The organism is Cobetia sp. MMG027, assembly GCF_027947415.1.
Lineage (GTDB): Bacteria > Pseudomonadota > Gammaproteobacteria > Pseudomonadales > Halomonadaceae > Cobetia > Cobetia marina.
In genome coordinates this window covers 125,766-152,144 of the sequence record NZ_JAQJIO010000008.1, presented here as the reverse complement: position 1 = coordinate 152,144, position 26,379 = coordinate 125,766, and the positions used below count along the sequence as shown (strand labels likewise).

The window sequence follows — 26,379 nt, the reverse complement described above, 5'->3', positions numbered from 1 at the left end:
AGCACCTAGTCATTGTGAAAAAACGCCAGTCAGCGATAGCTGACTGGCGTTTTTTCTTGTCGGTAGGCGTTATTCGCTGTCTGTTTCACTATCCGCTTTCACTTCACGACTCTCGATCGCAGGCTCACTGCGGATCAGCGCCAGGGGGCGTGCAAGGCGATGCTCAGCAGCACACGTTTGCCGTGCTCGATGCGGCTGACGCTGTGTTCGTGAAGGTCGGGGCGAAACAGCACCACGCGGTCCGCGAGGCGAAATAGGCTGCCATCGGTCTCGAAGACACCGCCCTGGCGGGGTTTCTTGAGCACGATATTGAGCTTGTAGTAGCTGCCGCTACCCATCGGGTCGTTATGACGCATCACGCTGTGGCCTTCGGGGTAGGTCACCAGATTGATGGTCAGGCGGCGAAGATCGAGCAGACTTCGGTTGATGACACGGGCCATTGGGCTTTCCCTTTGAAGATTGCGGCTATTGAAACGTATTTTGAGTGATTGATCAAAAAAGAGGTTGAGTGATTGCTCAAAAATACGTACGGTGGCTCCACGTTCACGGCGCACAAGGTTCGGCAATCGAAATCGCCGAGGCCGTGATTGAGAATCGAGCAAGCAAGGAGGTCAGCAATGAGCCACGACAACGTGACAATGGAAGCCTTGGAAACCCGTTATGCGATGATTGAAGGTCACCGCATTGCCTATAAGGAAATGGGGGAAGGTCAGCCGCTGTTGTTGATTCACGGCATTCCGACCAACAAGCTGATGTGGCGCGATGTGATGCCGGAATTGGCCAGACATTACCGGGTCATCGCACCGGACATGCTCAACTATGGCGAGTCGGACATGCCGGTGGATGCTGATGTTTCCATCAATGCCCAGACACGCATCTTCATCAAGCTGATGGATGCGCTGGGTGTGGCAAGTGCGGATGTCGTCTCGCATGATATCGGTGGGGGTATCGGTCAGCTGATGGCGGTTAACCACCCCGAGCGCGTTCGTCGCCAGGTGCTGATCGACAGCGTGTGCTTCGATTCCTGGCCGATTCCGGAGTTCAAGCAGCTGCTGGAGCCGGGCGTCGAGGAAGCCACCAGCGTCGAGGAATTCATCAGCACCATGCGCGGCTTCATGCCCAGTGGTGTGCATGATCCGGCGGTGGCGACCGAAGAGATGGTCGAGCGCTACGTGTCCCAGTGGAACAGCGAGCAAGGCAAGGCAGCCTTCTTCCGCAACATGCGTCGTCTCAACAAGGAATACACCCAGGCCATTGCGGGCGAACTCAAGAATATCGAGATCGACACCCTGGTACTGTGGGGCGACAAGGACAACTTCCAGAAGCCGGATTACGCCCCGATGCTCACAGATGCCATCCCGGGTGCCGAGCTGATCTGGGTGAAGGACGCCGGTCACTGGGTGACGGATGAAAAGCCGCAGGATACCGTGCGCTATATCCTGGACTTCCTCGCCCGCTGAGGAGGAGCCCATCAGCCATCAGCGCAGTAAAATCTCACCCCATGATGGTGAATGAGCCCTGAACGACAATGCCCGGTCATATGGCCGGGCATTGTCGTTTCTACAGGTTGTTAAGCGCCGAAAAGTCCTGGTGTGGCCGAATGATATGGCGGTTAGTCGGATAGTCATGTGTGAGATGTTTCAACAACAGGTCTTGTGTCAGATGACATGGCTAGAAACTACCGGTTGCTTAGCCTCCATTGCTCTCTCTCGATCTGTTCGTGGGTCCTTCCCAATGTTCCAAGAGTGAGGTCATGAGGGTGTCTCGCCATTAACTAAATGAGCGTGATCCTATATGCTGTGCAACCTGATGGGAGCCAAGGACGGGCCTGTGCCATCAGCTCCTCGTCCATGAGAAAACTGCCAGGGATGCAGAATATGTCGGATTCATGGGGACTCGACGCTTTATTGTCGTCGTTTGATATCTCGCTGAGCCAGAACGAGCGCCTGCTCACGCTTGAGATGAGCGGCGCGGACTTCATCCCGCATCGCCTGGTGGGGGAAGAGCGCCTGTCGCGCCCGTTTGCCTATACCCTCGACTGCATCTCCCAGCACGGTGATATCGAACTCAAGACCCTGATGGCGCAGCCGGCGGCACTCTCGGTGCGTCAGGCCGATGGCAGCTACCGCAAGCTCTCGGGGCTGGTCGAGTCTGCCGCGCTGCTCGGTGAGGACGGTGGCGTCTTCTATTACCAGCTGACGCTGGTGCCGTGGATGGCGATGCTCAAGCTCGGCCGCGATAGCCGCATCTTCCAGGATCTCACCGCCGTCGAGGTGATCGAGTCGGTGTTCTCGAATCACGCCATCGCACAAGGCGAAGCCCAGGGTGGCTGGCGGCTGGACCTGCGCCGTGAGTATCCGGCGCGCAGCTACTGCGTCCAATATCGCGAGAGCGACTTCCAGTTCGTCAATCGCCTGATGGAGCAGGAAGGGCTGTTCTACTACTTCGAACATGCCGCTGACGACAGCGACTTCAATGGTCATCGCCTCGTCATCACCGATGATGTCGCGACCTGCGCGCCGGTCGAGCCGCAAGTGATCCGCTTTCACCGTCAGGATGCCACCGAGGAAGAGGACTCCATCACGCAATGGAGCGGCCGCCGTCAGCAGCAACCGACTCGCGTCAGCCTCGGGACGTTTGATTACAAGCAGCCGGGCCTGGAGAAGCGCTCCGGTCAGGACACGCGCAGCGATCAGGGCAACCTCAGCGAGCAGGAAGTCTACGACTACCCCGGCGAGTACTATTTTGATGATTACTCGCGCGGCGAGCGCCTGACCGTCAATCGCCTCGAGGCGCATGAATCCCGCTCCAAGCGCTTTTATGGTGCCGGCGGTGTCCGACAGTTGAAGGTCGGCCGCTGGTTCGAACTCAGCCAGCACGCTCGCCATGAAGACGGCGATTCCAGTGAGCGTGAATTCCTCGTGCTGGGCCTGACCATCTGCGCCGAGAACGCATTGCCGGTCTCCGCGCACCTCAAGGCGTTGCCGGGCAGCCTGCAGGCACGCATGGCCGAGGCGCGCAAGGCGCATGGTCTTGAGAGTGATGCACAGGACGATTACGCCGATGTCGGCACCGGCCAGTACCTGATCGACTTCGAATCTCAGCGTCTCAGTCAGCCGTATCGTCCGTCGCTCGATCATCCGCGGCCGAATCTGGGTGGCCCGCAGACCGCGATCGTCGTCGGCCCCGAGAACGAAGAGATCCACACCGATTCGCTCAACCGCGTGCGTGTCCAGTTCCACTGGGACCGCAGCGAGAAGGGTGCCGCCGACGCCAGCTGCTGGCTGCGTGTCGCGCAACCCAACGCCGGTGCGGGCTGGGGCAGTGTGTTCGTGCCGCGTATCGGCCAGGAAGTCATCGTCGACTTCCTCGAGGGTGACGCCGACCGCCCGCTGATCACCGGACGCGTCTACAACGGCGACCAGACGCCTGAGTGGCACTCCAACGGCCTGCTCTCCGGCCTCAAGAGCAAGACCTACCGCGGCAACAAGTACAACGAGCTGGTGTTCGATGACGCGACCGATCAGGAGCGCGTGCGCCTGAATTCGGAGCACGAGAAGTCTCAGCTCAACCTCGGCTATCTGATCCATCAGCAAGGTAATACGCGCGGCAGCTTCCGTGGTACCGGCTTCGAATTGCGCTCGGACGCCTATGGGGCAATCCGTGCCAATGGTGGCTTGCTGTTGACCAGTTGGGGACAGATCGCCGCCAGTGGCGAACAGCTCGATCTCACGCCCGCTCAGCAGCAGTTGGCCAGCGCCTATCAGCTCTCCAATACACTCAGCGATAGCGCCACCAGCCACAATGCGGAGGCGCTCGCGACTCTCGATAACCTCAAGCAGGCCAGTGAGGATGCTCAAGGGACTGGTGGCGCGGCAGACAGCGGCACCAATTTTGATGGCAGCTCCGCCTCCAGCGCCAGCGCGGGCGGGCGCGGTCAGGCAACAAAGTTAGATGCCCCCTGGCTGCATGTCAGCTCACCGGCGGGTATCGCGCTGAGCACGCCGGAATCCACCCACCTGGCCCAAGGCAAGTCGCTCAGCATCACCAGCGGCGAAGACATCAACCTGGCCACCGGACGCAGCCTGATCGCCTCGCTCTCCGAGAAGTTCTCGTTGTTCGTGCAACGTGCTGGCATCAAGCTGTTTGCCGCACGCGGCAAGGTGGAAATGCAGGCGCAGAGTGATGCGATGGAACTGACGGCAGAAAATAACGTGACGATCACCTCGGTAGAAGACGTGGTCACGATTGCGGCATCCAAGGAAATCGCCGTGGTCTGCCAAGGTGCCTATGTGCGGATCAAGGATGGCAATATCGAATTGCATGCGCCCGGCAAGGTGGAGTTGAAGGGGGCACAGCACAGCTTTGGTGGGCCCGCGAGTCAGTCGTACTCCTTGGCGAACCTGCCAGAAACCTCGCCGTCGAACATGGACCTTCTGCATACCTACGCCAATGATGAGCCAGTGCCCGGTGCAGCCTATCGTGCCACCTTCGCCGATGGCACCGTACGCTCTGGCGTATTGGATTCACAAGGACGCGCTTCATTGACGGATGTGCCATCACCGAGTGCGCAGGTCGAGTACTTCAACGACCCGCACGATATCGGGCTGGAATCTCAGAAGTGGAGCAAGAAGCGCGCTCAGGGGCCGGATATTTCGGCACTGGCGGGACGCCAGGCGTCAACGGATACTCCGACCAACCAAGGGTGACAGGGATAGCACCATGAGCGAGTTCGACAATGACCAGCAGCAACTCCCGGTGGAGCTTGTGGATCGCGCCACCGCGATGCGGGTGGTGACCTCCGATCCTTCTGCCGAGCCTGTATCCCCCGCCGTGGATATCCAGACGGAGCCGGAAGACAGCACGATGCTGGATATCGTGATTCAAGCGGCTTACATGGTGCCGGTACTGGGCAACGTGATGGCGGTGGGCGATGTCGCGCGCGATATCGTGGAGTTGTGTGATGATTCCCCGCAGGGTGAGTCGAATTTCGAGAACCCCTGGCTTTGGGCCATCCTCGTCATTGATGCCATCGGGATAATTCCCGCGGCAGGTAACGCTTCGCGCCCTGTCCGAGTTGCCTCGCGGGAAGCGATTCTGGCGTTCATTCGCGGCGAAGGTATTGCCATCGTGGCGCAACTGCTCTGGAACAATGCCGGTGGTGATGCCATCGAATTCGTTTCCAAGATGCAGAATTGGGTGAAGGAGCAGCAGCCACTGTTGCGTCGCTTTGCCTCCAGTACCATCGGCGGTATCGAAAAGTTGGTGGCTGACCCGGTAGACGGTGCTGAACAGCTGAAACTCATCGAGGAGAATCCGTCCTGGTGGGAAGTAGACGAGCATGGCAAGCGTATTGTCCTTCAGACCTTTGATGCACTGGTACATCGGTTTGGTGAAGACCAGCGGCAACAATTGCTGGGGTCTCTTCGTCAATTGAAGGGCGTGACGGACAAGATGATCGTGGTGGCGATCGATAATCTGATGCCGGTGCTCATCGCGCTGGGCAGTGCTCTGATCGCCAGGCGCAACAAGTCAGGTCGTGTGGACCATCAAGGTCAGGCCGTGGCAGGCGCAAGCAACCACAGTCAGCGTGGCGCTCAGAAACGGCAATCCACCACTGATGAACGCCAACCCAGTGACACGCCTGCCGGCTGTGCCTGTGGCTTGGCCACCAGTGCAAGGCAAAGCCCAAACCCCATCGATTACGCCATGGGTGATGAGAATCTGTGGCAGACCGACTTCCGCGTGGCGGGTCTGATCGATGTCGAATGGACACGCTACTATCGCTCCAGCATTGACGCACTGGATGACAGTGAGCTCGGCGCTCGCTGGAACTCGCCATATCACATGCGCTTCGAGCAGCGAGCGACGGGGCTGGTATTTGTCGATGGTTTGAATCGCGCGCTGGCGCTTGAACCGATTGCCATCGGTGAGCAGCGCTTCCTGGCACGTGAAAGCATGACGCTGGCGCATCCTGAGGCTGATAGCTACACCCTGACGTATCTGGATGGCAGCGTGGAGCGTTATCAGCGCGTCGGTGATCCCACCGATGCCGGCGCGACTCACTATCGCCTCGTTGAACAGCGTGAGCGAGATGGTCGTGCGTTGACGCTTTCCTATCAGCAGGGTCGCCTCGCCTCTCTTGCCGACGGCGCTGAGTTGGAACTGCACTTCCTCTATTCCAATGCAGGGCTGCTCGAGCGCATCGTGCGTCACTACCCCTCCCTTGAGGATGGCGCTCCCAGGCATGAGCCGGAAGTGCTCGCGCGATATGCACACGATGACCAAGGCAATCTGGTATCCCATCGCAATGCGCGGGATGACCAACGTGAATATCACTACACGCATCATCTGCTGACGCGCTATACCAACCTCAATGGTGTTGGGGTCAACCTGACCTGGGGCTGGCCGGGCAAGGCAGAGGGTGCGTTGCCTGTCGCCCGCGAGGCACGTTGCGTACGCAACGCGCTGGACGACGGCAGCGAAGATACGCGCTTCGAATATCACCGTGAGCTCTGGTACACCAAGGTGACTGATGCTCAGGGTGTCGTCTCGATCTATCGCTACAACTTCGATAACTACATCGAGTCGATCACACGCCCCCATCATCCAGAACTGGGCAGTGAATACTGGCAGTGGAACGCAGAGATGCGCCTTGTCGCACATACCGATGGCGAAGGGCGCATGACGCGCTACCGCTATGATGCGCAAGGCCGGATGACAGCAGTGACAGACCCGCTGGGCCTGACCACATTGGTGGAATACAACAGTCAGGGCTTGCCCACCAAGGTGACAGACCCCGAAGGGCGTGTGCGCATGACACGCTTCGATCCGCGCGGGCTGCCCGTGGAAGAGATTGCCCCGACAGGGCGCAAGACGACCTTCAAGCACAATGCCCAAGGGCTGCTCGAGGCCATGACGGACGCCGCGGGCAATACCTATCGCTATGAATGGAATCCCCAGGGCCTGTTGCTCAGCGCCAGCGACTGCTCGAACAAGACGACCCACTATCACTACGATCATCGTGGGCATATCAGTGAGGTCGTCGACGCGGCGGATCAGCGAACTCGCTATCAACTGGATATCGCTGGCCTGCCGGCCTCCATTCGTCACGCAGATGGGGCGACCGAGACCTTCACCCACGATGGTGAAGGCAACCTGATACGCCATGTTGACCCGGCAGGGCACCAGACGCGCTATCGCTACAACGCCAAACATCAACCGATTGAACGGCGTGATCCCTTGGGGCAGACGCTCAGCTATCACTATGATCCGCTGCTGCGACTCAAGCAGTTGGTCAATCAGAATGGCGACCACTGGGACTTCCACTATGACGGTGGCAGCCGCCTGATTCGTGAGCGTGGCTTTGATGGCCGCACCAAGCAGTATCGCTATGATGGCGCGGGCAGCCTGGAATCCTTGCAGGAAGGTGAGCAGATCACCCAGTTTGCGCGTGATCCACTGGGACGTCTGTTATCTCGACAGACGGAGCTGCCGGGACAGCTACCGCTCAAGACCATCTTCGGGTATGACCCGCTGGGCAGGCTGATACGCGCGGCCAATGATGCCAGCGAAACACGCTTCTACTTTGACGATGCCGATAACCTGATCGCGGAATCCCAGCAGCATCAGCTCCCCAACGGCCATCAGATGAGTGCGGTGACGCGCCATACCCACGATGCGCTGGGCAATCGCGAGACCACCACGCTACCGGATGGTCAGCAGATCAGCTGGCTGCGTTATGGTTCCGGTCATGTGCTGTCGATGGCGTTGGACAATGAAGAATTGCTCGGCTTCGAACGGGATGATCTGCATCGTGAAGTGCGCCGGCATCAGCGTGGGCGTGAGACGACGTCGCAGTATGATCCGGTCGGGCGTCTGATTGCCCAGCACAGTCAACTGCAGCAGCGGGGCTCTCTCCAAGGCGCGGCAATACAAGGCACAGCAGGGCACGGCAAGACGTCAGCCATCAAACGCCGCTGGCAGTACGCGGACAATGGTCTGCTGACGGCGACCGATGACAGTCTGCGCGGCACCACGCGTTACGGCTATGATGCCTTGGGTCGTTTGCGCCAAGCTGTTTCGCCGCTGCGGGAAGAGCACTTCGCGTTTGATCCGGCGGGTAATCTGGTTGAATCGGATCGTCAAGGTGCTGATGACAGTGACAGCACACAAGCGACTCGCTGGACGCAGGAGCGACCGCGTGACGGCCTTGATCACACGCCGGAATCGCGCGTTCGTGTCGACTTCCCCAATGCGCCCAAGCTGTCCTCTGCGATGGGCAATCTGCTCAAACGCCATGCTGGCACGCATTATCACTACGACACCTACGGCAATCTGACACGCCGCATCGAGCCCAATGGCCAGACATGGCATTATCAGTACGATGCCGAGCATCGCATGGTCGAGGCCAGTCGTTACGCTCAGGCACCTGCCGCAGGCGATGATGCAGCCCCTCTGACCCATGCGCGCTACGCCTACGACAGCATGGGCCGGCGCATCTGGAAGCAGGTGACACAGCAGGGTAATGTCCCAGAGCTGACTGTCTTCACCTGGGACGGCGATCTTTTACAAAGCGAAGAGAAATACCAAGGCCATCTGCCTGGCATGGCCTATGCGCCATTGCTGGAATTGGAGGTCGAAGACCCGTCTCGCTCTTACTCGACACCTATCGCACAACGTCAGCATTCTCTTGGCCATCTAGCGAATGTTATCCCGCTGCGTCGCGTGAGCTACCTGTTTGAAGCCAATAGCTTCATCCCCGCCGCGAAGCTGGAAACGCGCTTTGAGGCGATGGAACAACAGACGGGCACTGGCCAGTCTCGCCATACTGGTTATCAGCCTTTAACGGCTGAGCTTTACTACTTCCAGACCGACCACCTCGGCACGCCGCTGGAAGTCGCCGACAGCGACGGCAACCTCGTCTGGGTAGGCCAATACCGTGCCTGGGGCCAGCTCGAACGCGCGAAAGACGGCAACGGCGAACTCGCCAGTACCGATAATCCGCTGCGCTTCCAGGGCCAATACCATGATGAAGAAACCGGCTTTCACTACAACCGTTTCCGCTACTATGATCCCGCAGTCGGGCGCTTCACCATTCAAGATCCCATCGGCTTGATGGGTGGCGAGAACCTATATCAGTACGCGCCCAACCCGACAGGATGGGTAGATCCGCTGGGGTTGTCTCCGGGGCGGAGTGGGAAGCAAGCTAGACTGCGAGAAATAAGCTTAGATCCTAAGCAGCCTTCCCATGTGCGCGGTTGGATTGAGCAGGAACAGAATTCTATTGCAAATGGAACGCGTAGGAATATTCGTAATCCTCCAGGTTACCAGTTAGCCCACAGGAGAGGGTATGAAGCTAAAAAAGGTTTTGGATATGAATACGCTGAGCCCCAACACACTGATTTACATAGATTGCAGCATCGATATGATGACCGTGGACGAGCAAATAGTAAGTATGCATGTGGTCGATGTTTTTTAATTGAAAAAGATTGAGGTTGTTATGAATATTCAATCCAAAGAGTTAGACTTTCTCTCAAAAAAAACTTCATCAGATCGTTATGTATATACGGTCAAGAAAATCGCAGATTTTGAAGAAGGCTGGGGTCTTTATTGCAATGGATGGGCGCTCACAGGAGCTGATGGCAATGAATACTTTCCTATATGGCCATCTCAAGAAGCAGCTATGAACTGTGCCGTAGAGCATTGGTCTGGATATAAGCCGAAATCTATTTCTGTAGACTATTTGATGGAAGAATTACTCCCAATGCTTACGGAAGATAATGTTCAAGTTGCTATTTTTATGCTTGAAAACACACTAGATACTGCTACAAAGAAGTCTTGCGAATTCCAGGAAGATCTCAGTGTTGAAATGGAAAAATATGAGTAATTACTCAGTTACATTGCTTTCGATAAAATAAATATTGCTATTATGTACGGCGATACGGCTATGATGCCTTGGGCCGCCTGCGTCAGGCTGTCTCGCCGCTTGTGGAAGAGCACTTCGCGTTTGATCCGGCCGGTAATCTGGTCGAATCGGATCGCCAGGGGAGTGATGTCAGTGACGGCACGCAAGCGACCCGCTGGACGCAGGAGCGCCCGCGTGACGACCTGGATCACACGCCTGAATCGCGCGTACGCGTCGACTTCCCCAATGCGCCCAACCTGTCCTCCGCGATGGGCAATCTGCTCAAACGCTATGCTGGCACCCACTATCACTACGACACCTACGGCAATCTGACCCGCCGCATCGAGCCCAATGGCCAGACATGGCATTATCAGTACGATGCCGAGCATCGCATGGTCGAGGCCAGTCGTTACGCCCAGGCGCCTGCCGCAGATGATGATGCAGCCCCCCTGACCCACGCGTGCTATGCCTATGACAGCATGGGCCGTCGTATCTGGAAGCAGGTGACACAGCAGGGCAACGCCCCAGAGCTGACTGTCTTCACCTGGGATGGTGATCTTTTACAAAGCGAAGAGAAGTACCAAGGCCATCTGCCTGGCATGGCCTATGCGCCATTGCTGGCATTGGATGTCGAAGACCCGTCTCGCTCCTATTCGATACCCATCGCACAGCGCCAGCACACGCTTGGCCATCTAGCGAATTTCGTCCCGCAGCGCCGCGTGAGCTATCTGTTTGAAGCCAATAGCTTCATCCCCGCCGCGAAGCTGGAAACGCGCTTCGAGGCAATTGAACAGCAGACCGGCACTGGCCAGTCTCGCCATACCGGATATCAGCCTTTAACGGCTGAGCTTTACTACTTCCAGACCGACCACCTCGGCACACCGCTGGAAGTCGCTGACAGCGACGGCAATCTCGTTTGGGTAGGTCAATACCGTGCCTGGGGCCAGCTCGAACGCGCGAAAGATGGCAACGGCGAACTCGCCAGCACTGACAATCCGCTGCGCTTCCAGGGCCAGTACCACGATGAAGAAACCGGCCTTCACTACAACCGTTTCCGCTACTATGATCCCGCAGTCGGGCGCTTCACCACCCAAGACCCTATTGGTTTGATGGGTGGCGAGAACCTGTATCAATACGCGCCGAATCCGACGGGATGGGTGGATCCGCTGGGGTTGAGTAAGTGTGATTGCGTTATTAAAAGCTCCGTATTAGATACTCCGAGAGTAGGTAGTGCTAATAAGATTGATCAAGAGCATGCATTCAATGATATAAATGACAATTATTCAGGTAAGGCAGAAAAGTTTGATATAGACACTAAAGGGCCTGGTGGCGTTATAGATAGAACTTCTGAGTTGCGTCAAGTGGAAGGTAGTTTAAATGGAAAGGAAGGTGTTTTCGAATGGGTGGTAGATAACAATAGTGTTCCTCATAGAAGATTTATAAAGAATGGTAAAGTTACTGGTTATCCAAATCAAGTGGTGAGGAATAAATGAATCTCGTTGACTATATAGAAGATTTTGATCTAGCAAGCCCTGGAGCCGTGGTCTACGGCTACAGACAAGGCTGGGTGGATAAGAGTTATATGTCTAGTTATTTTTCCAGACTTCTACTTCAAGAAGAAAATAACAGTAATGTAGATTTTCAATCACTCGCATTTTCAACTACGCTTGATATAAATGAGTTAGAGTCATCTATCAGTAGCATTTTTTCTAAAGAAAGTCTTGATATAATAATTGATAAGTGGAGGCTGGCGAAGTTAATGAAGATAAAAGATTCAACTATAACTGAAGAGGAAAAATTAATTAGCTTGGAAAAAGTTTATTCTGAATTTGATTATCCAGAAGATATGTTCGCTTGTAGTATATATTCTCCTGCTAACGGCGATCCGCTTGAGAATATGTATGAAGTAATCAGATTATTGGAGTCTCGTTTTGATAATTTGTAGGGTGCCGGATGATCGGATTTCACAACGAAGCTATCCTTTGTTAGCCTCGCGTGAGCTCATCAAGCAATTTATTCAGGAAAGGCTTCATGGACATCAAGCTGCATAAGCAAGCGACGACGACACCGAAAATTCGTGTTGACATCCAAGCAGCTCCTGCCGGTATGACCAACAAAGATCTTGCTCGTCAGTTTGGGGTCAGCGTCTCAACTATCCAGCGCTGGCGTCATCGTGATGATGTCCTGGATCGTTCCCACACACGTCATAACCTACTGGCGACTCTGACCTCAGAGCAGGAAGAGATAGTCATCGCCGCTCGTGAGTTACTACGGCTGGGACTCGATGATCTACTTGTCGTTGCTCGTGAATTCCTGAACCCCAAACTGTCACGTTCCGCGCTTCAGCGCATGCTCAAACGGCGTGAAGTGCCAACTCTCGCCAAGCTGGCACGTCGAGACGCGGAAGGCGACGAGAAGCCTAAGCATCGGCCTTTCAAGGATTATGAGCCCGGGTATGTGCACATAGATATCAAGCATCTGCCCCAAATGCCTGACGAAGATCACAAGCGTTATCTCTACGTCGCGATTGATCGTGCCACTCGGTGGGTGTATCTGGAGGTCAGATCAAGTCAATCTGCAAAGGATGCCCGGGCGTTCATGAAGCGTGTGGAAGAGGAGGTTCCCTTCACGATTCGAACCGTGCTCACGGACAATGGTAAATCCTTTACCGATCGCTTCACCGTGGGCGGCGAGCGTAAGCCCAGTGGGCATCATCTTTTCGATCAGGAATGTCAGAACCATGGCATTGAGCATCGACTGATCAAGCCAGGCAGACCCCAAACGAACGGAATGGTGGAGCGCTTCAATGGGCGTATCAGCGATGTGCTGGCGACTCGGCGCTATGACTCAAGTGAGGATTTAGAACAGACTCTCGAGCGGTATTGCTGGTTATACAACCACCATATTCCTCAGAAGGCACTACACCACAGGGCACCTGTTGCAGCAATGAAGGAGTGGCAGGCCGAACGACCGGAGCTGTTTACCCAGGCTGTAATCAATCAGGCGGAACCCGACAGATGTAGGGTGCCGGATGATCGAATACGGCAATCAATCGCTGTTGAATATTGAAAAGGGAATCCAGGGAACAGGAGCAAGTGCTATCCATGGGAAGTGAAGCTTCCGCCAGATACGACAATGCCCGGTCATAGGACCGGGCATTGTCGTATCTGGCGGAAATCGCGCACGGGAAATCGCCTAATGATGCGCGATGTTCCGCGCGGCCGGAGGGGACTGTCGCTTGCGCTTGGGGGTGATCGTCAAGGCGTCTTCCTCGGTAAGGTCGTCGATGATTTTGTCGAGAGGCGCATTGCCCGACAGGGGCGTGGGCGCATGATCATCCCGCGGGGAGAGCATCGGCGCTGTCTGGAAGGAGAGAGGTCTTTCCAGCGCCATGATGCTGCCACTGCGCGTCGGAGTGCACAGCTCATTGACCAGGGTGAAGCCGTGGCGCTGGTAGAGCGCCAATGCCGGGCTGTCGGAGAAGACTCTCAGGCGCAGCGCGCGCGGGCAGGGCTGGGCGCCCGGGGATAGCTCGGAGGCGCGGTCTTTCATCAGCGACTGGCCGTACTCCTGCTGCGTTGCCAGCTGGATCAACCAGTTCAGGCAGGCGGAGCCGACACCACGGCCTTGCCAATGTGGCACCAGTTGCAGGTCGCGCAGATACAGGATGTCCGGCAGGGCCTTGAGGCTGATGAAGCCGACCCATTCGCCATTGATGCGTATCGCGTAGTTCTCGTTGTCCCGCCAGCGCTCGCTGAACAACTCCTCGTCCCAGCTCATGCCATGCCGTTTGTAGGTCGCGAGCATGTTGCCGCAGCATAGTCGCCGTGCTGCGGCGCTCAGATAGCTGCTGCAAGCCGAATCGCTGATAGGGGTAATGCTGAGATCATCCATGATCCTGTCGCTTACTGTTGAGGGTAGGGGCACAGATGCGCGAACTGATGACTATGCGTCCCTGATAGCGGAGCAGTCGGTTAGCGCATACTAATGTAATTTGCCATCTATCATCGGATGTTGGATTGCCGCTGACAAGTGAATGCCTGTCCAGTACTTGTCCAGCGCTTCTCAAGTGCCTCTCAAGTACCTTTCAAGTATTTGTCCAGCTTTACCCGGGCGCAGAAGGGAAGTCGAGAGTTGCAAAAACGTAATGGTTACACTATAACATTGCGTTTTTTTGTTGGCCGGCGCCGGTTGCGCGCCGGCATCCATGCTCTTGCTCGGGACGCGCGATATCGATGGTCAATTTGCTCTCAAGGCTTCGGCGGCAATACCGAACCTTCCTTCACGATCGCAGCCAGCTGGTCGTCGCCAGCGTCGCGCTGGGCTTGGCCGTGGTGCAGTCCAGCCATGCGCAAGATGCCTCAGCGGCGCAGGCATCGGCGGCTGACACACGGCGTCTGGAGATCGTCGCACCCTTCGATATCAAGGGGGCGGACCCGCTGCTCAGCGGTATCCTTTTCCAGCGCATGCAGGTCGTCGAGACACTGGTCGAGGTGGACGCCACGGGGGAGTTGCAGCCGGGGTTGGCCACCGATTGGGAGGTCTCGGATGACGGCTTGAAGTGGCGCTTCACGCTCCGCTCCGGCGTGCAGTTCCATGATGGCAGCCGTCTGGATGCCGAAGTCGCGCGTCAGAGTCTCGAGATCGCACGTGCCAAGCCGGGCATCCTGAAGTCAGTGCCGATCGAGCGGATCGTCGCTGAGGATGACCAGACGCTGGTGATTGCCCTCGACGAGCCCTTCGCCGCGTTGCCCGCCTATCTGGCCGATTATCGCCAGCAGATTCTGGCACCCAAGTCCTTCGATGAGTCAGGTACTGCCCAGCAGGTCATCGGTACCGGCCCTTATCGCATGCTGCGCATGAAGCCGCCGCTGAGCCTGGAAGTCGCCGCCTTCGAGGACTACTGGGGCCCGCAGCCAAAGGTGCGCCAGGCGCGCTATCAGGCGGTGAGCCGCGCCGAGGGCAGGGCATTGATCGCCGAGAGCGGAGATGCCGACTTCACCTATGGGCTGGACCCCGCCAGTCGTCAGCGTCTCTCCCAGTCACCGCGCGTGACATTGGCGGCGGCTGCGACGCCGCGCACGATGCTGCTTAAGGTCAACGCCAATCACCCGGCCTTCCAGGACCCGGATGTGCGGCGCGCATTGAGCCTGGCAATCGATCGCACCGCCATCGCGCAGGTGGTGCTGCGTTACCCGCGCGGGGCCAGTCAGCTATTCCCGCCGATGGTGGAAGGCTGGCATGACCCCGCGCTGCCCGAGCTGCATCAGGACGTCGCCGAAGCGCGCGCGCTGCTGGATGCCGCTGGCTGGAAGGTCGCGGAGGATGGCGTTCGTCAAAAGGACGGTCAGCGCCTCGCGATCAGCCTGATCACCTTCTCGGACCGACCGGAGCTGCCGCTGGTCGCCACGGTGCTGGAGCGCCAGTTCCACGCCATCGGCATCCAGACGCGTCTGGACATCACCAACTTCTCGGCGATTCCGGCCGGCCACCACGACGGCAGCCTCGACATGGCGCTGTTCGCGCGCAATCTTGCCATGGTGCCGGACCCCATCGGCAACGTGCTGAGCGATTACGCGGGAACGCCTGAATCCCCCGGTGGCGACTGGGGCGCGATGGGCTGGTTCGATGCGAACTTCACCGCAGAGCTTGAGCGCATGGCCCGCGAGGGCTATGGACCCACCCCCGAAGGTGAGGACCCGCGTGCCCGGGCCAGCGGCGTGATCCAGCAGGCATTACCCGTGATCCCCATCGCCTGGTACTACCAGAATCTGGCGATCTCCAATCGACTGCAAAGCGCTCAGGTAGACCCCTGGGAGCGTAGTTTCGGCCTTTCAGAATTGCGGTGGGTACAATGAATATCCCTTCACGTCTGTTGCAGCTATTGATGGTGGTGCTGATGGTTGGCGGCGCCAGCTATCTGATGATGCAGAGTCTGCCCGGCGATGCCGCCTGGCGCATCGCGGCCGGTCGCTATGGTTATGACGCGTTGGATGCGGCCGCTGCGGCCTCAGTACGCGCCGAACTGGGCCTCGAGGCACAGGGCGGCATGCACTTCCTCTACTGGCTGGGCGATATCCTGCGCCTGGAGCTGGGCACCTCGCTGATTTCCGGGGAATCGGTGTGGGTAGAGATTCGTCATCAGCTGGGCAACTCCCTGTCGCTCGCCGGCGCGGCGCTGGGTATCTCGCTGCTGATCGGCCCGCCGCTGGGGCTGCTGGCCGGTCTGCGTGCCGGTGGCTGGCTGGACCGTAGCCTGCTGGCCGTCTGCAGTCTGCTGCGTGCCACACCGCAGTTCTTGCTGGCGCTGGTACTGATCCTGCTGATCTCCGTGGAGATGGGGCTGCTGCCGGCCGCCGGTCACGGTGAGCCGCAGCACTTCATCCTGCCGGCAATGACGCTGGCGCTCGGGCTGGCAGCGGTATCGGCACGCCTGGCACGCGATGCCATGGCTGCCGTCACCCAGACGGCCTTTCATGATTTCGCGCGCTGGAAGGGCCTCAGCAATGCGCAGACCTTCTGGCGTCACGGCCTGCGCCATGTGGCCTTGCCGCTGGTGACCTATCTGGGGCTGCAGTTCGTGACCCTGGTGGAAGGGGTGGTGGTGATCGAGAGCATCTTCGGCTGGCCGGGCATCGGCCATGCGCTGGTCCACGCCATCTTCTCGCGCGATGTGCCGATGGTGCAGGGCACCGCCCTGGTGCTGGGCGTCGGCTTTGTCCTGATCAATCTGCTGGTCGATCTGCTGGGTCGCCAACTGGACCCACGGGGTGTGAAATGAATCAGATGGTGGAAGGGCTTGCACCGCAGCGCGTGGAAGCCATGTGTCGTTCACGTCTTGACTGGCCGTTGCGCCGGGTGATCGGGGCCGCAATGGTCGCGAGTCTCGTGCTGCTGGCTCTGCTGGGCAATCTGGTGATACCGGGGGACCCGCTGGAACAGCATCTCTATCGTGCGCTGCAGGGCGCGGATGCCGTCGGTGTCTCTGATGCCGGTGAGGTGTTCACCAGCGCCCCGCTGGGCTATGACCATCTGGGGCGCTCCCTGTATCACCGGCTGGTGGCGGCGCTCGGGCTGTCGCTGTCCATCGCTGCGGGGGCGGTGATTCTGGCGGCGTTTTCAGGCATCTCGCTGGGCCTGCTGGCCGCGGGACGCGGTGGCTGGGCCGAGCGCCTGTTGAGCCTGGTGGCAGATAGCCTGCTGGCATTGCCGGGGCTGCTGCTGGTGCTGATGGTCAGCGTCATCCTGCCGTCGACGCCGCTGGCATTGTGGTTGGGCCTGTCGCTGGTGCTGTGGGTGGAATTCTTCCGCCTGGCACGTGCCACTGGTCGCAGCGTGCTGGCGAGTCCCGGCGTCGAGGCCAGCCGTCTGCTGGGCTTCGGGGCCTGGTACCGGTTTCGTCATCACCTGTGGCCGGAAATGGCGCCCGTGATGATGACGGCGATGGCCTTCGGCATGGCCAACGCCCTGATGGCGATTGCCGCGCTGGGCTTCGTGCACGTCGGCATTCCGGAGCCCACGCCAGAGCTGGGCACGATGATGGTCGAGTTGTTGCCGTATTGGCGTGAAGCGCCATTCGCGCTGCTGACGCCGATATTGGTCACCTTCCTGCTGTTGCTTGGGCTGTTGCTGATGTCCGGTAGCAAGGCCAGAGCGTCAACCGCCGCGGACACCCTCGAAGGAGCGCGCCCATGAATGTCGCGACAATGACTACGCCTGCCTCTCACACGCGGCATGGGGCAACGGCGGATGATGTGGTGCTGAGTGCAGAGGATGTGAGCGTGCGGGTCCGGGGCGCGCAGACGGCGCTGCTGGAGCCTGTCTCGCTTGCGCTCAAGGCTGGGGAGCCGCTGGTGGTGATCGGTGAGACGGGGTCCGGCAAGAGTCTGCTGGCTCAGGCACTGCTGGGCACGCTGCCTCCGGAGCTTGTGGCCTCCGGCAGCCTGTGGCTCGACGGCGAGCAATATCCTCTGCACACGCCAGAGAATCGTCGCCCGCTCTGGGGTCGCCGCCTGGCGGTATTGCCCCAGGAGCCCTGGCTGGCGCTGGACCCGCTGATGAAGGTGATTCGTCAGATCGGTGAGGCATATCGACTGGTCGCGGGGCGTTCGGCGCAAGCCTCCCACGCGGCCGCGCGCAGTGATCTGGAGCAGTTGGGTGTCGCCGCGGCCAGCGAGCAGTTGCCGGGCAAGCTGTCCGGTGGCATGGCGCAACGTGTGGCCTTTGCGGCCGCCCGCGCCGGCGGCGCGCCGCTGTTGATCGCCGACGAGCCGACCAAGGGGTTGGACGCCGCCCGCGTCAGCGAGATCGGCGAGCTGCTGCTCAAGTCACTGGCCGAGACACCGCGTGCCGGCTTGATGGTCATCACCCATGACATGGCGCTGGCGCACCAGATCGGCGGCCGCCTGATGGTGGTACGCAGGGGGCAAGTGATCGAGCAGGGCGCGACGCGTGACGTGCTGGCCGCGCCGACACATGCCTATACCCGACGGCTGGTGAATGCCGCGCCGCAGGCCTGGCCGGAGGCAGCCTTCAAGCTGGCAGCCGACAGTGCAAGCCGGGATGGCAAGGCGTCAGGCGAGACCATCATCCGAGCCGAGAATCTGACCATCGCGCGCGGGGACACCACATTGCTGCGTGACGTGGAACTCAGCGTGAAGGGCGGTGAGATCATCGGCGTCCAGGGCGCGTCAGGTTGTGGCAAGTCATCGCTGGGGGATGCGCTGCTCGGCCTGCTGGCTCCGTATTCAGGGAAAGTGGTGCGCAGCGCCGAGATGCTTGAGTATCAGAAGCTCTATCAGGATCCCGTGGCGACCTTCCCGCCACGCCGGACCTTGGGGCGCCTGTTGAAGGATCTCAGCGCACGCCATCGTCTCGATGACAGCCAGCTGCCGCAGCTGATGGAGCAACTGAGCCTGGCGCCGGGATTGCTTTCGCGTCTGCCGGGACAGGTCTCGGGTGGCGAGCTGCAGCGTTTCGCGCTGTTGCGTCTGATGCTGATCAAGCCGCGCTTCGTGTTCGCCGATGAGCCAACCTCACGTCTTGATCCGCTGGTTCAGCAGGAGGTGATCGCCTGCATGGTGAAGATGGTGCGCGAGCAGGGCACGGCGCTGGTGCTGGTCAGTCATGATGCGGCGCTGCTGCGCAAGGTCGCGGATCGCGTGCTGGTGGTGGAGGAAGGTCGCTTGAAGGCGCGTCAGCAGCTCTGATCCCTCATCAGAGCCCACGGCGGCAGGGTCGCGACAGCAAGAGGACGATTCAAAAGACAGTGCTTCATAAGCCAACGCCCGGCCGAGACTCCTGCAGAGTGTCGGCCGGGCGTTGGCGTATCTGGTGTGTTCGTCAGGGCGAGAGGCTCACGGTGCGCAGCGCTCAGCTCCCCAGCAAGGCGGGATTGGCTTGCCAGACGGACCAGGTCAGGGCACTGGCCAGCGTCACCCATGCCAGGTAGGGCAGCATCAACAGTCCGGCGAAGCGATTGATGCGCCAGAAGGTGAACAGGGTGACGGCGATCAGCGTCCACAGCACCAGCACATCGATGAAGGCCGCCTGACCGAGATGCCAGGCAAAGAACAGCCAGCTCCACAGGGCATTGACGATCAGTTGCACCACGAAGAGTCCGAGCGCCAGACGATGGCGCGAGCGGAAACCGTTGCTGGCATGCAGGCCGTCGCGCGCGACCCGCCAGGCGGCGAGTGCCATCATCACGAAGAGCGCCGTCCAGACCGGTCCGAAGGCGCCTGCCGGAGGTGCCCAGGCGGGCTGAGTGAGGCTTGCGTAGAAGGCCTTGGCATCTACCGAAGCCAGTGCACCGATGGCGGCAGTGAGAACGCTCAGCCCGAACCAGATTCCCATCTGCACGGTGGCGCGCAGGGCGGTGGGGGGTGAGGACGGTGAACGCTGCAAGGTCATCGGCTGCCTCCTGCTTTCATGGGACGTGATGAAGGAAAGAACGATATACCACGCTGGGCCATGAGAAACGACCATGACTCACACGTTGTTCAGTCCGGTATCGGGGCGTCGAAGACGTCCGTGCGCCGACCGGTCAGCGTCGTGCCAACCGAGGCGGTGATCACCAGTCCAATGGCAAGCCATTGAAGTAGGCCCAGTGTCTGGCCGAGGAACAGTAGCCCGGACAGCGCCGCCACGGCCGGCTCCAGACTCATCAGGGTGCCGAAGGTATGAGTGGGCAGGCGCGGTAGAGCGATCATCTCGAGCGTATAGGGCAGGGCGGTCGAGAGCACGGCGACGGCCAAGGCCAGCGGCAATATCTCGAGTGAGAACATGGCGCTGCCCGCCTCCATCACGCCGATGGGCGCGACCACCACCGCCGCGATCGTGATGCCCAACGCGGCACTCTGAGTACCGTTGCCTGCGCCGGCCTTCTGGCCGAACAGGATGTAGAGCGCCCAGCACACGCCGGCGCCGAGGGCGAAAGCGGCTCCGACGGGGTCGATCGGCGCAGCGGTGTCCTCGCCCAGCAACAACAGCAGTACCAGTCCGACGATGGCCAGCGCGACCCAGCCCAGATCGAGCCAACGACGCGAGCTCAACAATGCCACGGCCAGCGGGCCGGTGAATTCGAGTGCCACGGCGATGCCCAGCGGCACCGTCTTGAGGGCCTGGTAGAACAGCAGGTTCATCACGCCCAGCGCCACGCCATAGAGGGTGATGGACTTCCAGGCCTTGCGTGTCACTGCCTTGCGCCATGGGCGCAGAATGGCCAGCAGCAGAACGGAGGCGATGATCAGACGAATCGCCGTCGCGCCAGCGGCACCGATCATCGGGAACAGGGAAGTGGCCAGCGAAGCACCGCTCTGGATCGAGCACATGGCGACCAGCAGCATGGCGACAGGCCACAGACGAGAAGAGGAGGCTGCGACAGCAATGGACATGGGGGTCTCCTTGAGTGATCCAGTGGGTGATGGGCATGGTCAGTTAGCAACACATGCGGCATGATTCGTGGGCAGTGAGGTAGCAAGGGAGGAGGCGGGCCGGGCGTCATGCCCCCACTTCCTCGTCGTCGGCAAGATTGTACGGATGCGCATTATATTGCACAACGAAAATCAGAGACCTGATGTACTGGTTCACGTCGCGGCCAACGTCCGTCGCCTGCGGCTGGCGGCCGAGCTGAGCCAGCAGGCACTCGCGGATCAGGCCGAGATCAGTCGGCGGATGCTGGTGAACATCGAGAAGGGTGACGTCAATGTGAGCCTCGGCACGCTCGACAAGCTCGCCGAGGCGCTCGGGGTGCTCTTCTACGCGCTGGTGCAGCCCCCGGAAAGCGAGGATTCGGCACGTATCAATGAGGTGGCCTGGGTCGGGAAGGCACCAGAGAGCCGAGCCGTACTGCTGGCCAGCAAGCCGGCCACACAGGAAGTCGAGTTATGGAGCTGGACTCTGGCCCCCGGCGAGCGTTACGACTCCGCCCCGGATGATGCCGGCTGGCACGAGATGCTGGTGGTCACCCAGGGAGAGCTGACATTGACGCTGGAACGCGAGGACATCGTCATTCGCGCCGGCGATTTTCATGTCTATCCCAGTGACCAGGCTTATGCCTACCGCAACACCGGCACTGACATGCTGCGCTTCATTCGCAATGTGATGCATTGATTGCTGCCGGGCCATGTCCTCTCAAGCTTGCAGTATTCGCCCCGAACTCAATCCAGCCTGGCCTGTCCCATTGTCATGATGTTTCGTTTCGAGGAGCAACGAATGGCGAAGGTACGTATCACGCAACAGGGCACGATCCATTGTTTTCCGGCAGGCTTGAAGGATGAGGATGGCAAGCTGGTGAATGCCGAGATTTCCGCCGTGGCCTATGACGGTGAGCGGTTGTTGATGGCGAGTGACAAACCGATTCCGGGCGAGGGGCGTTCAGCCGTCTTTTCATTGCCGTTGGATTCCAGCGGGCCGGATGATAGCCAGCTTGAGTATCTGACCACCCCGCTGATTCGTCAGGCGGTCAAGTATGAAGACTTCGCGCTGACCACCGATGGGCGTCACATGTTGGCGACTACCGGGTTTGATCGCATCGACAGCGAGAGCCATGCCCTGAATGCCTACAACCACCTGTTGATCTGGCCGCTGGGCGAACCCGACAAGGTACAGGTGGTCGACCCGGACCCACGTGATGGGGTCGAGGGCTCATTGGAGTTTCGTCAGAAGCTGGAAACGGCCATTGGCCAGCCGTACTACAAGATCGAAGGGCTGGCGGTCGTGCCGAGTGACAGGGGCGATGGTCTGATCCTGTTCGGGGTGCGGGAACAAGGCAATTCGCATGATGATTTCGCGTATGTGCGTCGGGTCATCGGGGCGCGTTATGCCATGACCGACAGCGACAACATCGAGTTCATTGAGGAGCTTCACGACGTCTATGCCTTCGACCCGGCCGAGTATGACGGCGTGGATCACGAGTGTGGTCTTTCTAGCCTGGAATATGACCCCTATCACGCACGCCTCTATCTGGTGACCAGCTTCGAGACCGAGCAGGGCAGTGAGGAGGTGATCGGGGGATATCTGTGGGTGCTGTCGCTGGCGGACTTCCACGCCGGGAAACCTCCGACGCTGGTGACGCATGAGGATGGCCGTGTGCTGGAGTTCGAGCACAAGGCAGAAGGGCTTGCGGTACTGGATCGCGAACGGCTCTTCGTGGTCTATGACAATGATCGCAACCACGAGCTGGGCAGTGTGGATGAACGCGACGAGCGCCATTCCTGTGAAGCGCCCTATACGATGCTGGCGCTGGTCTGACGGCAGCTCGCCGGCTCAGAAGCTTTCTCACTGCCCGGGAGAATCAGACTCACGGCTTTTGCACTTGAATGGCAGACTGTCTGTCTTCGCCATGGCGCCGTTGTCGCCAGACGGGACTGATCAAAAAATCCAGCCGAAATCATCCATCTCCTGTCGGGATTGATGACGACAAAGCCCCGACATGCTTCTGCATGTCGGGGCTTTTCATGATCTCACCTTCCCTGTGTCAATGCGCTCTGTCACACGACATCGAGTGGTGAATCTTCTTTATCTCTGGCTCAAGATCACATGGCCTTGTAGAACAGATAATCGGCCTGGTACATCACGATTTCGACCTTGTCCTTGTGGGCATCATCACAGGCCATGTCAGGAGCGGCACCGCCCTGGGTATTGAGGCGCTGCACATAGGTGACACCCTCCATATGCCCTTCACCTTCGGCCGGATTGGCCTCGACCAGCTGCAGCGGAATATTGCCCTTGCCGTTGGGCTCTACCGCCAGCTGTGTGCCGGTGATCTTGGAGCCATCCATGGATTCCCAGGTGGCGGGCGGACCATAGTATTTGCCGACCTGCTTGCCATCAGCATCATTCAGCGCAGCATCCGGCCCCTTGAAGACCCAGCCCATGGTGCCATCATCCTTTGCTTCACAGGCCCATTTGATCTTGCCGACGCCAACAGTTTCCATGGCGACGTCATTGCCTTTCGGCACCGTGACGCTTTCGGGAATTTCCATGGCTTGAGCCATCGGGCTCATTGCGAGGGCAGCGAAAATACCAGAGATACAGGCGATTGTTTTCATCTTGACGACTCCGTAGACAGATAAGGTTCAGCTAGCGGTTGCAGGTGTGTCGTTGTCTCCCTTGCACTGCTCATAACGCTGGCCTTTCCCGTCTGGATGTCACGGGATCAAGATTTTTTTCGTGCTTTCTATTCGAGGTGCGTTTCTGGCTTGTCAGGCGGAGTGAGGCAAGGACAGATTGAGGTAAGAGCGGGATGATCAAAGAAGGGAGGGGGAAGGAGAGAGTGGCGAAAGGAAGCCGAAAGAAAGAGGAAAGAGTGATCAACGATACAGGGCAGGTTTGAAGGCCCTGATACAAAGCCGCCCCGCAGCACCAAGGCTGCGGGGCGGCTTTCCTGCGCGACCTGAACCCTGAAAGGTTCAGCCGTAATCGCGGGTGCCGCGAATCGGGTAGTGGTTGTCCGGCTTGCGGATGAACTCGATACCCCCGATGAGCGTGTCCAGGTCAGGACGTACGAAGGGCGCATTGGCGACTTCTTCGATCTGGACCTTGCCTTCGCCATTGACGATGAAGAAGGCCGGCTCCGGGAAATCGTGATCGGTTTCCTTCTCGCTGCGTGGCGTGGAGATGAACAGCCCCAGCGTTTCCATCTGCTCTACCGTCAGGTCACCGGCAATCGGGAAATTGAGGTCCAGAGATTCGAGGTGCTCGTTCAGCTGCTGCTGGCTGTCGGCAGAGACGGCGACGAGATCCACGCCTTGTGCGCTGAAGCGCTCACGATATTCCGTCAGCTTGTTGAGGAACTTGGTGCAGATCGGGCAATGCTTGCCGCGATAGACGACCACCAGTTGCCAATCATGCTCGCCCTGGGGCTTGCCGAGCGTCAGGGTTTCGCCATCGTGGCGCTGGACCTGGATGGCCGGAAATTCACTACCTGGATGAAGCTTGCGTGTATACATGCAATCTGGCTCCCCTGTTGGATATCAAGATGTGCGATACGCCACATGTCCCTCTTGAATGACGCCATTGTCAGGGTTTTCAAGGGACCCTTGGCGGAACGCGGAGATGCATCCATCGCCAGGGGCAGGGACTGGTCGGGCCAGAGCCCCCTTGCTGGGGGCTCTGGCCTGCTGGGGAAAGCCTTAGCCAAGATAGCCGGTGTGTTCCAGCAGGATGGTCGTGCCGATGCCGATCAACACCAGGCCACCGATGATTTCCGCGCGCTTGCCGACCATCTTGCCCAATACGCCCCCGAGCATCACACCGGTGGTGGCCATCACGAAGGTGGCGGTGCCGATCGCCAGCGCAGTGGTGATGATATTCACGCCAGCAAAGGCAAGCCCGGCACCGACGGCCATGGCATCGATGCTGGTGGAAAGGCCAGTCAGCATCAGGCGGGGCAACGATTGCGGCGTGCTGCAATCCTCATCTTCCTCGTCCTTGGAGAGCCCCTCATGAATCATGTGGAGACCGAGCAGCAACAGCAGAGCGAAGGCGATCCAGTGGTCCCACTGTTCGACGTAGACGGCCAATGAGCGACCGATCAGCCACCCGATCATGGGGGTGATGGCTTCGATGACGCCAAAGATGAGGCCGATGCGCAGGGCATCTTTCAGGGACGGCCGTCGAATGGCCGCACCCTTGCACAAGGCAGCAGCGAAGGCGTCGCAGGACATGGAAAAGGCGAGCAGGAATGTCGATAGCAAAGGCATGTGTCAGGAAGTTCCAGGCCGGTTACGAGTCAATAACAGCGAGACACCACCGGCCGGAAGCGTCTGACTGTCATTGGTCTCGCCGAACCTTGTCCTGACCGATCATGGGCATGATCTGGATAGGTGGGTCCTCGGTGCCACGGCAATGCCTGCCGACCATGTTGACATCCGAGACTCTCGTTGGGTAACGAGAGCGGGCTACTCCCCAAAAACTGGTGGCATGTTAGCAACAAACTTTCGTCGTTTCATCCCCTTGTGTCAGAAGCGTCTGACCGTCATAACTGGGCTACCGAGTCAGAGCGCCACAACACCGACGTTTCTGACGCCATCGAAGTCTTGAAGCTTCAACAGGATGCCAAGGAGTCAAGGGTATGAGCGACAGCTATCAGCCACCCAAGGTCTGGACATGGGAAAGTGAAAGTGGCGGCAAGTTTGCCAGCACCAATCGGCCTATTGCCGGACCGACGCATGACCAGGAGCTGCCGGTCGGGGAGCATCCCTTCCAGCTCTACTCCATGGCGACACCGAACGGTGTGAAGGCCACCATCATGTTCGAGGAGCTGCTGGCGCTCGGACATTCCGGTGCGGAATATGATGCCTGGCCGATCCGCATCGGTGATGGCGATCAGTTCGGCAGTGACTTCGTCGCGATCAATCCCAATTCGAAGATTCCCGCGCTGATGGATATAAGTGGCGACACGCCTGTGCGTGTCTTCGAGTCCGGTTCCATCCTGCTGCATCTTGCGGACAAGTTCGGCGCGCTCATCCCCAAGGAGCCGGCCAAGCGGGTCGAGGTCATGAACTGGCTGTTCTGGCAGATGGGCTCCGCGCCGTATCTGGGTGGAGGCTTTGGCCACTTCTATGCCTACGCCCCTGAGAAGATGGAGTATCCGATCAACCGTTTCGCGATGGAGACCAAGCGTCAATTGGACGTGCTGGATCGTCAGTTGGCTGACAATGCCTACATCGCGGGTGATGAATACAGCATCGCGGACATCGCCATCTATGCCTGGTATGGCGCGCTTGCCGAGGGCAAGCTCTATGACGCTGCCGAGTTCCTTTCCGTGCAGGACTATCCCCATGTGCAGCGCTGGGCCAAGTCGATTGCCGAGCGTCCTGCGGTCAAGCGTGGTCGCATGGTCAATCGTTTCTGGGGGGAGCCGCATGAGCAGCTGATCGAACGCCACTCGGCGAGTGACTTCGACACCAATACCGAAGACAAGCGCGCCGACTGACCCTCAAGACACAATGTCTAATGTCTTGTGA

At 59.1% G+C, this 26,379-nt stretch carries 21 protein-coding genes; 14 read left to right on the top strand and 7 right to left on the bottom strand.

Translation table 11 applies throughout. The annotated features are described in order from the left end of the window. Positions 1-134: 134 nt before the first annotated feature. Positions 135-440, bottom strand: a complete 306-nt coding sequence (locus PJK54_RS12685; RefSeq protein ID WP_271303062.1) for a hypothetical protein — start codon at positions 438-440, stop codon at positions 135-137. A 177-nt stretch (positions 441-617) separates the two neighbouring features. On the opposite strand from PJK54_RS12685, the gene PJK54_RS12680 reads away from it, so the two are divergent. From PJK54_RS12680 to PJK54_RS12650, 7 genes are all read left to right on the top strand, one after another. Further along, positions 618-1,460 carry an alpha/beta fold hydrolase gene (locus tag PJK54_RS12680; RefSeq protein WP_240704136.1) on the top strand — a complete coding sequence of 281 codons (843 nt, stop codon included), beginning with the start codon at positions 618-620 and terminating at the stop codon, positions 1,458-1,460. A 417-nt stretch (positions 1,461-1,877) separates the two neighbouring features. Then, the gene (locus PJK54_RS12675) at positions 1,878-4,709 is read left to right on the top strand and encodes a type VI secretion system Vgr family protein (RefSeq protein ID WP_271303061.1); all 2,832 of its coding nucleotides are present in this window, start codon (positions 1,878-1,880) and stop codon (positions 4,707-4,709) included. Between the two features lie 13 nt (positions 4,710-4,722). Beyond that, entirely contained in the window at positions 4,723-9,495 is a 4,773-nt protein-coding gene (locus tag PJK54_RS12670) for an RHS repeat-associated core domain-containing protein (RefSeq protein WP_271303060.1), read from the top strand. 7 nt (positions 9,496-9,502) lie between these two features. After that, positions 9,503-9,889, top strand: a complete 387-nt coding sequence (locus PJK54_RS12665) for a DUF2750 domain-containing protein (protein WP_271303059.1) — start codon at positions 9,503-9,505, stop codon at positions 9,887-9,889. 68 nt (positions 9,890-9,957) lie between these two features. Further along, positions 9,958-11,400: an RHS repeat-associated core domain-containing protein gene (locus PJK54_RS12660; protein ID WP_271303058.1), complete on the top strand. Its 1,443-nt coding sequence runs from the start codon at positions 9,958-9,960 to the stop codon at positions 11,398-11,400. After that, a complete protein-coding gene (locus PJK54_RS12655) occupies positions 11,397-11,852 on the top strand; it encodes a DUF2247 family protein (protein WP_271303057.1) in 456 nt (151 codons plus the stop codon). The genes PJK54_RS12660 and PJK54_RS12655 overlap by 4 nt, the downstream gene beginning before the upstream one ends. Positions 11,853-11,938: 86 nt before the next feature. Beyond that, the gene (locus PJK54_RS12650; RefSeq protein ID WP_271303056.1) at positions 11,939-12,976 is read left to right on the top strand and encodes an IS481 family transposase; all 1,038 of its coding nucleotides are present in this window, start codon (positions 11,939-11,941) and stop codon (positions 12,974-12,976) included. Between the two features lie 126 nt (positions 12,977-13,102). Here the strand turns inward: PJK54_RS12650 and PJK54_RS12645 are convergent, their stop codons facing one another. Further along, positions 13,103-13,801: a GNAT family N-acetyltransferase gene (locus PJK54_RS12645; RefSeq protein ID WP_271303055.1), complete on the bottom strand. Its 699-nt coding sequence runs from the start codon at positions 13,799-13,801 to the stop codon at positions 13,103-13,105. Between the two features lie 341 nt (positions 13,802-14,142). Here PJK54_RS12645 and PJK54_RS12640 point away from each other — a divergent pair, with 341 nt between their 5' ends. From PJK54_RS12640 to PJK54_RS12625, 4 genes are read left to right on the top strand one after another with little or no spacing between them, the layout of a single operon-like run. After that, positions 14,143-15,765 carry an ABC transporter substrate-binding protein gene (locus PJK54_RS12640; RefSeq protein WP_271303054.1) on the top strand — a complete coding sequence of 541 codons (1,623 nt, stop codon included), beginning with the start codon at positions 14,143-14,145 and terminating at the stop codon, positions 15,763-15,765. Further along, positions 15,762-16,688 carry an ABC transporter permease gene (locus tag PJK54_RS12635; RefSeq protein ID WP_271303053.1) on the top strand — a complete coding sequence of 309 codons (927 nt, stop codon included), beginning with the start codon at positions 15,762-15,764 and terminating at the stop codon, positions 16,686-16,688. Before PJK54_RS12640 ends, PJK54_RS12635 begins: the two co-directional genes overlap by 4 nt. Beyond that, entirely contained in the window at positions 16,685-17,602 is a 918-nt protein-coding gene (locus tag PJK54_RS12630; protein WP_271303052.1) for an ABC transporter permease, read from the top strand. Before PJK54_RS12635 ends, PJK54_RS12630 begins: the two co-directional genes overlap by 4 nt. Next, positions 17,599-19,116 (top strand): ABC transporter ATP-binding protein, encoded by a 1,518-nt coding sequence (locus PJK54_RS12625; RefSeq protein ID WP_271303051.1) that lies wholly within the window; start codon positions 17,599-17,601, stop codon positions 19,114-19,116. The genes PJK54_RS12630 and PJK54_RS12625 overlap by 4 nt, the downstream gene beginning before the upstream one ends. A 163-nt stretch (positions 19,117-19,279) precedes the next feature. Here PJK54_RS12625 and PJK54_RS12620 read toward each other — a convergent pair whose 3' ends face one another. Then, on the bottom strand, positions 19,280-19,819 hold the full coding sequence (locus PJK54_RS12620) for a TspO/MBR family protein (RefSeq protein WP_271303050.1): 540 nt from the start codon (positions 19,817-19,819) through the stop codon (positions 19,280-19,282). Positions 19,820-19,908: 89 nt separating this feature from the next. Then, entirely contained in the window at positions 19,909-20,802 is an 894-nt protein-coding gene (gene rhtA, locus PJK54_RS12615) for a threonine/homoserine exporter RhtA (RefSeq protein ID WP_271303049.1), read from the bottom strand. A 145-nt stretch (positions 20,803-20,947) separates the two neighbouring features. Between rhtA and PJK54_RS12610 the strand changes: the two genes are divergently transcribed. Together PJK54_RS12610 and PJK54_RS12605 are read left to right on the top strand one after the other, a co-directional pair. Beyond that, the gene (locus PJK54_RS12610; RefSeq protein WP_077376906.1) at positions 20,948-21,520 is read left to right on the top strand and encodes a helix-turn-helix domain-containing protein; all 573 of its coding nucleotides are present in this window, start codon (positions 20,948-20,950) and stop codon (positions 21,518-21,520) included. Between the two features lie 102 nt (positions 21,521-21,622). Beyond that, entirely contained in the window at positions 21,623-22,660 is a 1,038-nt protein-coding gene (locus tag PJK54_RS12605) for a hypothetical protein (protein ID WP_271303048.1), read from the top strand. Positions 22,661-22,944: 284 nt separating this feature from the next. Here the strand turns inward: PJK54_RS12605 and PJK54_RS12600 are convergent, their stop codons facing one another. The 3 genes from PJK54_RS12600 to PJK54_RS12590 all read right to left on the bottom strand — a co-directional run bounded on the left by PJK54_RS12600 (position 22,945) and on the right by PJK54_RS12590 (position 25,113). After that, positions 22,945-23,394: a DUF3455 domain-containing protein gene (locus PJK54_RS12600; RefSeq protein ID WP_271303047.1), complete on the bottom strand. Its 450-nt coding sequence runs from the start codon at positions 23,392-23,394 to the stop codon at positions 22,945-22,947. A 426-nt stretch (positions 23,395-23,820) separates the two neighbouring features. Then, positions 23,821-24,360: a peroxiredoxin family protein gene (locus tag PJK54_RS12595; RefSeq protein ID WP_271303046.1), complete on the bottom strand. Its 540-nt coding sequence runs from the start codon at positions 24,358-24,360 to the stop codon at positions 23,821-23,823. Between the two features lie 183 nt (positions 24,361-24,543). Further along, complete coding sequence (locus PJK54_RS12590; RefSeq protein ID WP_077376891.1) at positions 24,544-25,113, bottom strand: manganese efflux pump MntP; 570 nt, start codon at positions 25,111-25,113, stop codon at positions 24,544-24,546. A gap of 371 nt (positions 25,114-25,484) precedes the next feature. Between PJK54_RS12590 and yghU the strand changes: the two genes are divergently transcribed. Further along, positions 25,485-26,348 carry a glutathione-dependent disulfide-bond oxidoreductase gene (yghU, locus tag PJK54_RS12585; RefSeq protein ID WP_271303045.1) on the top strand — a complete coding sequence of 288 codons (864 nt, stop codon included), beginning with the start codon at positions 25,485-25,487 and terminating at the stop codon, positions 26,346-26,348. The last annotated feature ends 31 nt before the right edge of the window (positions 26,349-26,379 follow it).